Consider the following 7316-nt stretch of genomic DNA (forward strand, 5'->3'; position numbering starts at 1 on the left):
GATTCCCGCGTATTTGCGGCGCGCCCTGCGCACAGCCAGTCATTGTTTCGTTACGGGCGGATGATATCCGCCCCTGCACAGGGACAGAGGAGGAAACCGCCATGTTCGGTCTGTTTAAGAGCAAGGGAGAAAAACCCGAGGAGAAGAAGCGCAAGCCGCTCTCTGAGGGCGCGGAAAACAGTCAATTCAAGGAGTTCGCCGCTCAGTTTGCGCCCGAGGAGCGGACCATCCTGGCCGTCACCGGGGCCAACGGCTTTGGCGGGGGCAGGTCCCGGGGGGAGGAGCTGTGGACGGCCTCCATCGGCCTGACCGCCTGGATGGAGGAGGACAGCCCCGACATCCACCGGGGGGAATTTGTCCTGTCCACCGTGGGGGACGACCAGCTGCTGGAGATTCTGCGCCAGCGGACCCGGCCCGACTTTATCATCAAGTTCCGGGGACGGGTGTCGGAGGACGGGGCGCGCCTGCTGCTGCTGGACCTGCCCGAGCCCGCCTTCGATCCCGATTTGAAGGCCATCCTGGAGGAGCAGAAAAAGCCCGTCACCTTCTGGGAGGAGGGGCTGGGCACCTTTACCCTGGACCGGCGGGTAAACTGGTTTGAGACCGCCGCAGACTGGCTGGGGACAGAAATCTCCCTGGTGTTTGACCGGGAGGAGGACCGGGGGGACTGCGTGAGGAGCGCCAAGACCCTGCTGTCCGACGCCGCCGGCTGGGACAGGCGTGTGCGGGAGTATGCCGCGGACGAGCTGCTGTCCACCGCCAACGACTGGGCCGGGCAGATGGAGGACGAGGAGCCTCAGGAGATCACCAGGGAGCAGTTTATGGAGCGGATGGAGCCCGAGTCCATCGAGGTCCGGGCGGACGGCTCCTTTGAGTTCTGGTTCGGCGACGGCGAGCTGTTCTACGGCCACTCCATTCATGTACAGGGAAATCTGACCGATGGCCCCAGCTGGGCTCAGATGGAGGGCTGAGCGATGCGGGACAAGTGGAAGGCCCCCGAGTGGCTGGCCTGTCCGGAGATTCCTCAGTACTCCATCGGCTGGCGGATGGGCTATGGCGAGGACTACGGCTGTAAGCTGTGGGACTGGCTGCAAACCCTGTCTGACAAGGAGCGGGAGGAGTATGACCGCCTGTTTCCCCGGCCTGTATTCTGGGACGACGTCTCCGTGATGGAGGACGACGAGGACCCGGACCCCTCCCTGCTGTACGACAGGGAGGACTGCTTTCTCCGCCACTGGCGGCCCAACGGCCAGCCCGCCTACGACCGGGCCGGTCTGATTGCGGAGCTGGCCGACGGAAAGCAGGTGAAGTGGGTCCACTTCTGGGGCCACGCCCCCGAGCCGGACGGCCACATCACCGAGACATGCCTGAGCCAGTGGTGGATGGCGGAGTTTCGGGTAGAGGCCCAGCCCTACTGCTGCATGGAGCAGTTTATGATGGCGGAGAAGGCCCGGCTGTTCGGGGACGAGGAGACGCTGGAGAAAATTCTGGAGGCCACCGTCCAGGGGAAGATCAAGGCCCTGGGCCGTGAGGTCAAAAACTTCGACCAGACCGAGTGGGATAAGTGTAAGCACACCATCGTTTTGACGGGGAATTTTCAAAAATTCCTGCAAAATCCCGAATTAAAGGACTTTTTACTCCGCACCGGGGATAAAATTCTGGTGGAGGCCAGCCCCCGGGACAGAATCTGGGGCATCGGCATGGGTAAGGCCAACGAAAACGCCCAAAATCCCGCCGCCTGGCGGGGCGAGAATCGGCTGGGCTTCGCGCTGATGGAGGTCCGGGACGAGCTGCGCCGGGTGTGCGCCAACGAGGATAAGATTGATTGGACCCTGTAGGGGCGGATATCATCCGCCCTCAGAAGACCCACAGGCCCAAAACCGAGGATCGTGTTTTGCGAGGTAAACGCATGTAGGGCGCGACGACCTCGGCGCGCCCTACAAACCCGGCCCCAGCGCCTCCAGCATCAGGCGGGCGCAGGCGCGGAAGCCCAGGGAAAATTCGGCCTCCCTGCCTGCGCCGTCAATCCGCTGGCGCAGGGCGGCAAAGCGGTCCAGAAAATCCGGTCCGTACTGCGCCTGAAGAATATCACACATCTTGGAGTATTCCTCCTTCGTTTTCTCCAGCTCCGGATCATCCGGGGCTTGCGGTCTGCTGAGATTAATGTATAATGTCTCAATAATGCTTTCCACTTCAATACCTCCAAACGAAGTACCCTTAAAAGGTACTGCATCCCGATTATAGTCCCTTTTTAAGGTACTGTCAAGAGGTGTAGCCTATGTTTTCAAAAGAACTTTTCGGCCAGCGCATCTTTGAATTGCGTACAAAGCATAATGAGACGCAAAAGGCGTTGGGATTACTGCTTGACGTGGGAAAAGGCCACATCAGTGAAATTGAGCGGGGAAACCGCACTACCTCCGCTGAGCGGATCGCCCTGATCTGCGAGCATTACAAGGTGTCCGCCGACTATCTGCTGGGACTCACCGACGACCCGGAGCCGAAATACGGCGCGCAGGGAACAGGGCAAAAAGGCTCCTTTGGAAAGGAGCTGTCAGCCGAAGGCTGACTGAGGATTGCGTTCGGCGGAGCCGAACATACGAAGTAAACAAGTCCTGCAAAATCTCATTTGCTCCGCACGTTTTGGCTTTGCCAAAACACAATCCTCCGTCATCCGCTTCGCGGATGCCACCTCCTTTCAAAAGGAGGCTTTCCCTGCGGGGGGACGAGAGAGTATTCTAACGAGGTGCTGTGAATGAGGATCATACTTGCCTCTCAATCTCCCCGGCGGCGGGAGCTGCTGGGGCGGATGGGAATAACGGAATTTGAGGTCATCCCAGCCCAAGGGGAGGAGATTGCCACCCGCACCCTGGGCCCCGACCGCCTGGTGGAGGAGCTGTCCCGGCGCAAGTGCGCCGAGGTGTCTGCCGCCCACCCGGATGCCCTGGTGATTGCCGCCGACACGGTGGTATCCATCGACAGCCAAGTGCTGGGCAAGCCCCACAGCGAGGAGGAGGCGGGCAGGATGCTGCGCGCCCTGTCCGGGCGGCTGCACGTGGTATATACCGGCGTAACGGTTTGCTGTCAGGGCAAAACGGTAACCGAGAGCGAGAGCACCTCCGTCCGTTTCCGCTCCCTCGCCGACGCGGACATCATGCGATACATCACCACCGGCGAGCCTATGGACAAGGCCGGGGCCTATGGCATCCAGGGCTACGGCAGCGTGCTGGTGGAGGGCATTTCCGGGGATTACTACAATGTGATGGGCCTGCCGGTGTGCCGGCTGGCTAAGATTCTGGCCCGGTTCGGGGTGGACCCCCTGGCCCTGGCGGCGGAGAAGGAGCAAAAGAAGTGAAGGATTTCCTCCGGCAAAACGGAATACTGCTGCTGGTCATCGCCCTGCTGCTGTCCATCCTCATCGGGATTGTCTCGGTGGCGCTGGGCGGCCGGGCCGACCCCCTGTCCGACCTGGTGAATACGGTGACCGCCCCGGTGAAGGGGGGGGTCTCCGCCGCCGCCGACTGGCTGGAGAGCGTGTATGGCTATGTTTTTCACTATGGGGAGATTGAGGACGAGCTGGCCGAGCTCCGCGCCCAGGTGGGAAAGCTCCAGGAGGAGGTGCGCAAGGGGGAGGAGGCCATCCGGGAGAACGAGCAGCTGAGGGAGCTGCTGAAGTTCCAGGCCCGGCGGCGGGAGCTGACCACAGAGCCGGCCAAGGTTACAGGCCGGTCCACCTCCAACTGGGAATCCACCCTCACCCTGAGCAAGGGGACCTCCGCCGGCATTGAGGCGGGGGACTGCGTGATTACCGAGATGGGGGTGCTGGTGGGGGTGGTGTCTGAGACGGGACTGAACTGGTCCACTGTCTCCACCGTCATCAACACCGACACCGAGATGGGCGGCATCATCATGCGGACCTACTCCGCCGGCGTGCTGGAGGGGGATTTTGCCCTGATGAACCAGGGCCGTCTGAAGCTGAACTACCTGCCCGAGGAGGCCCAGCTGGTCTCCGGAGACGAGGTGCTCACCTCCGGCCGGGGGGAGGTATTCCCCTCCGGGCTGGTGGTGGGCCGGGTGGAGGGGGTCTTTACCGACCCCTCCGGCCAGACCCGCTACGCCGTGGTGGAGCCCTCCGTGGCCCTGGACAGCCTCATTGAGGTGTTTGTCATCAAGGATTTTGAGATTGTGGAATAATTGCGGAACCGGGTATGAAAATCTGTAGGGCGCGACGACCCGGCGCGCCGTCGAAACATGTTTATCCAGAGCGGCGCGCTGAGGTCGTCGCGCCCTACACAGTGAAAAGGAGCGTTTTCTTTGACCCGACGGGATCTGATCCAAAAATGGGCGGTCTACGGCCTGGGGCTGGTGCCCATCTGGCTGCTGGACGCCTGCATTCTGCCACGGTATCCGCTGTGGGGTGTGGTCCCCATGCTGCTGCCTCTGGCGGCGGCGGCGGTGGCGGTGCTGGAGGGGGCCAGCGCGGGCACCGGCTTCGGGCTGGCGGTGGGCCTGCTTTGGGAGCTGGCCTATCCCGGGGGCTTCGGCGGCCTGGTGCTCTATATGGCCCTGGCCGGCATGGCCATGGGGGCGGTGTCTCAATACGCCCTGAGCCAGTCCTTCCTGGGCTGCCTGATCTGCGCAGGGGGGGCCCTGGGCCTGCTGGAGCTGCTGCGGATGGCCCGGATGCTCTTCATCAACGCCGCCGGCCTGTCTGAGCTGCTCCAGGTGGCGGTCCCCGAGTTCCTCTGGTCCCTGGCCTGGACCCCCCTGGTGTGGCTGCTCTTCCGGGCTGTCTACAACCGGGTGGGCGGGACAAAATTGGCGTAACGGCCCTGTAGGGGCGCACATTGTGCGCCCGCCGTTGGCCGGCCGAGTTGGGAAGGACGGGCGGACAATGTCCGCCCCTACACAGCGCATTTGTTTTACTGCAAAGGAGATTTTATGGATTCCAAGCAATTTCACCGCCGGGTGTGGGCCATGGTGCTGCTGCTGGCCCTGATGGTCACCACTATGGGCGCCGCCCTGTATGATTTGCAGATCAACAACGGCGACGAGCTCCGCCGGCAGACCCAAAAGAAAATTGCGGAGGAGCAGTCCGTCCCCGCCGCCCGGGGCCAGATTTTGGACCGGAACGGCCAGGTGCTGGTGTCTAACAAGGTGGTCTATCAGGTCACTCTGGACACCAAGCAGATGGGGGACGAGCGCTGCCAGACCATCCTGGAGCTGATCCGGATCGCCCGGTCCGAGGAGGTGGAGTGGGCGGACAGCCTGCCCATCAGCCAGACCGCCCCCCTCCGCTTTACCACCGACATGCCCTACTACACCATCGGAACCGGCGAGGACGGAAATGTGGCGCGGTCCCTTACCCGTCTGGGCAAGCTGGCGGTGAAGCAGAAGTGGGTGGACGACCCCACTGCGGCCCCCGAGACGGAGGAGGAGTCTCCCGCCCCCGCCCCGGAGCCCGGATTTCTGGACAAGCTGAAGAGCTTTCTCAAGGGGGGCTCAGGCCAGCAAGCCACCGCAAAGACCAAGGAGCCCAAGCCTCTGCTGGGTGCGGAGGAGCTGCTGGGGAAGATGTGCGCCAGCTTTGAGATAAAGGGCGAGGGCGCGGTGGACGAGAAGGAGGCCAAAAAGACAGGGGAGACCGTCCCCGTCCTGAATATCGGCGACATGTCCAAGGAGGACGCCAGGGCGGTGGCCGGGGTGCTCTATGAGCTGTATCTCCGGTCCACCGGGGTCTACATCGCCAACGAGTACGTCTTTGCCCAGGATGTGGATATCGACTTTATTTCCCGGGTGAAGGAGCGGGGGCTGACCGGGGTGATCATCGAGGCCACCACCGTCCGCCAGTACCACACCCAGTACGCCGCCCACCTTCTGGGCCGGGTGGCTCTGATGGACAAGGACGAATGGGCATACTACAAGACGGTGGACGAGGACGGCGACGGCGTCCCCGACTACCAGATGAACAACGTGGTGGGCAAGGAGGGGGTAGAGCAGGCCTTCGAGTCCTACCTCCGGGGCCGCCCCGGGACAAAGGCGGTGGAGCGGAACACCAAGGGTCAGGTGGTCTCAGAGACCTGGCGGACCGAGCCCGAGCCGGGGGGCAACGTGGTCCTCACCCTGGACATCGGCCTGCAGGGCTATGTGGAGAACGTGCTGGCCGAGTCGGTGCCCAAGCTGCCCAGCGAGAAGAAGGAGGGGGCCGCCTGCGTGGTGCTGGACGTGAAGAGCTCCGAGGTGCTGGCCGCCGCCTCCTATCCCACCTTCGACCTGACCAACTATGCCCAGGAACTGAAGGACAAGGGGGAGGACCCCTTGAAGCCCTTCCTGAACCGGGCCTTTCAGGGGGCCTATCCCCCTGGATCCACCTTCAAGCCCCTCACCGCTATCGCCGGGCTGGAGGAGGAGGGGATCATCACCCCCACTACCGTCATCCGGGACCTGGGTCAGTACAACTACTACGGGCCCAACGGCCCCAAGTGTTGGATCTACCGCCAGGGCAGCGGCACCCACGGGTCGGTCAATGTCTCCAAGGCCATTGAGGTGTCCTGCAACTACTTTTTCTTTGAGGTGGGCCGTCAGCTGGGCATCAGCCGGCTGGACGACTACGCCGCCCGCTTCGGACTGGGGGAAAAGACGGGCATTGAGCTGGAGGAGCGCACCGGCGTTATGGCCAGCCCGGAGTACACCGAGTCCCACGGCCAGACCTGGTACGACGGCAACACCCTCTCGGTGGCTATCGGCCAGGAGAGCAGCCAGTTCACCCCCCTCCAGCTGGCCAACTATATCGCCACCCTGGTCAACGGGGGCACCCGCCGCGCCGTTCACATGCTGAAGGAGGTCAAGTCCAGCGACTTCTCCCAGGTGATCCACAGCTATGAGCCCCAGGTGCTGGAGACCATTGAGATCCACGACCAGAACCTGAAGGCGGTAAAGGCCGGGATGCTGGCCCTGACCACCCAGGGCTCTGTCCGAAACGCCTTCCTGGGCCTGCCCTTCCAGGTGGGGGCCAAGACGGGCTCCGCCCAGACGGGCCTCCAGTCCGACTCCCACGCCGTCTTTGTATGCTTCGCCCCCTTCGACGACCCGGAGATCGCCGTTGCCATGGCGGTGGAGCACGGCGGCTCCGGCGGCGAGCTGGCCTATATGGCGGCGGACGTGCTGAGCTACTACTTCTCCTCCAAGGAGACCCGGGAGGAGATTCCGGTAGAAAATACTTTGGTCCGGTAAAATCTGTTCTGTAGGGCGCGACGACCTGGCGCGCCGTAAATTTCAAAAATATTTCCAGCGGCGCGCCGAGGTCGTCGCGCCCTACA

8 protein-coding genes are annotated in these 7316 nt (G+C 62.9%); 7 read left to right on the forward strand and 1 reads right to left on the reverse strand.

Annotation, left to right across the window (positions count from 1 at the left end; all coding sequences use genetic code 11):
- Positions 1 to 101 precede the first annotated feature (101 nt).
- Complete coding sequence (locus D1641_RS10100) at positions 102 to 971, forward strand: DUF2262 domain-containing protein (protein WP_160665284.1); 870 nt, start codon at positions 102 to 104, stop codon at positions 969 to 971.
- Between the two features lie 3 nt (positions 972 to 974).
- Positions 975 to 1838 (forward strand): NADAR family protein, encoded by an 864-nt coding sequence (locus D1641_RS10105; RefSeq protein WP_160665286.1) that lies wholly within the window; start codon positions 975 to 977, stop codon positions 1836 to 1838.
- A 99-nt stretch (positions 1839 to 1937) separates the two neighbouring features.
- On the opposite strand, the gene D1641_RS10110 is transcribed toward D1641_RS10105, so the two are convergent.
- Positions 1938 to 2192 (reverse strand): DUF6809 family protein, encoded by a 255-nt coding sequence (locus D1641_RS10110; RefSeq protein WP_160665288.1) that lies wholly within the window; start codon positions 2190 to 2192, stop codon positions 1938 to 1940.
- Between the two features lie 86 nt (positions 2193 to 2278).
- Here D1641_RS10110 and D1641_RS10115 point away from each other — a divergent pair, with 86 nt between their 5' ends.
- The 5 genes from D1641_RS10115 to D1641_RS10135 all read left to right on the forward strand — a co-directional run bounded on the left by D1641_RS10115 (position 2279) and on the right by D1641_RS10135 (position 7230).
- Positions 2279 to 2566 carry a helix-turn-helix transcriptional regulator gene (locus D1641_RS10115; protein WP_160665290.1) on the forward strand — a complete coding sequence of 96 codons (288 nt, stop codon included), beginning with the start codon at positions 2279 to 2281 and terminating at the stop codon, positions 2564 to 2566.
- A 186-nt stretch (positions 2567 to 2752) separates the two neighbouring features.
- Positions 2753 to 3352: a Maf family protein gene (locus tag D1641_RS10120; protein WP_160665292.1), complete on the forward strand. Its 600-nt coding sequence runs from the start codon at positions 2753 to 2755 to the stop codon at positions 3350 to 3352.
- Entirely contained in the window at positions 3349 to 4191 is an 843-nt protein-coding gene (gene mreC, locus D1641_RS10125; RefSeq protein ID WP_160665294.1) for a rod shape-determining protein MreC, read from the forward strand. The genes D1641_RS10120 and mreC overlap by 4 nt, the downstream gene beginning before the upstream one ends.
- A gap of 120 nt (positions 4192 to 4311) precedes the next feature.
- A complete protein-coding gene (locus tag D1641_RS10130; RefSeq protein WP_160665296.1) occupies positions 4312 to 4824 on the forward strand; it encodes a rod shape-determining protein MreD in 513 nt (170 codons plus the stop codon).
- Between the two features lie 114 nt (positions 4825 to 4938).
- On the forward strand, positions 4939 to 7230 hold the full coding sequence (locus D1641_RS10135) for a penicillin-binding transpeptidase domain-containing protein (RefSeq protein ID WP_160665298.1): 2292 nt from the start codon (positions 4939 to 4941) through the stop codon (positions 7228 to 7230).
- Positions 7231 to 7316: the final 86 nt, after the last annotated feature.

Source organism: Colidextribacter sp. OB.20 (genome assembly GCF_009911595.1).
Taxonomy (GTDB): domain Bacteria; phylum Bacillota; class Clostridia; order Oscillospirales; family Oscillospiraceae; genus Lawsonibacter.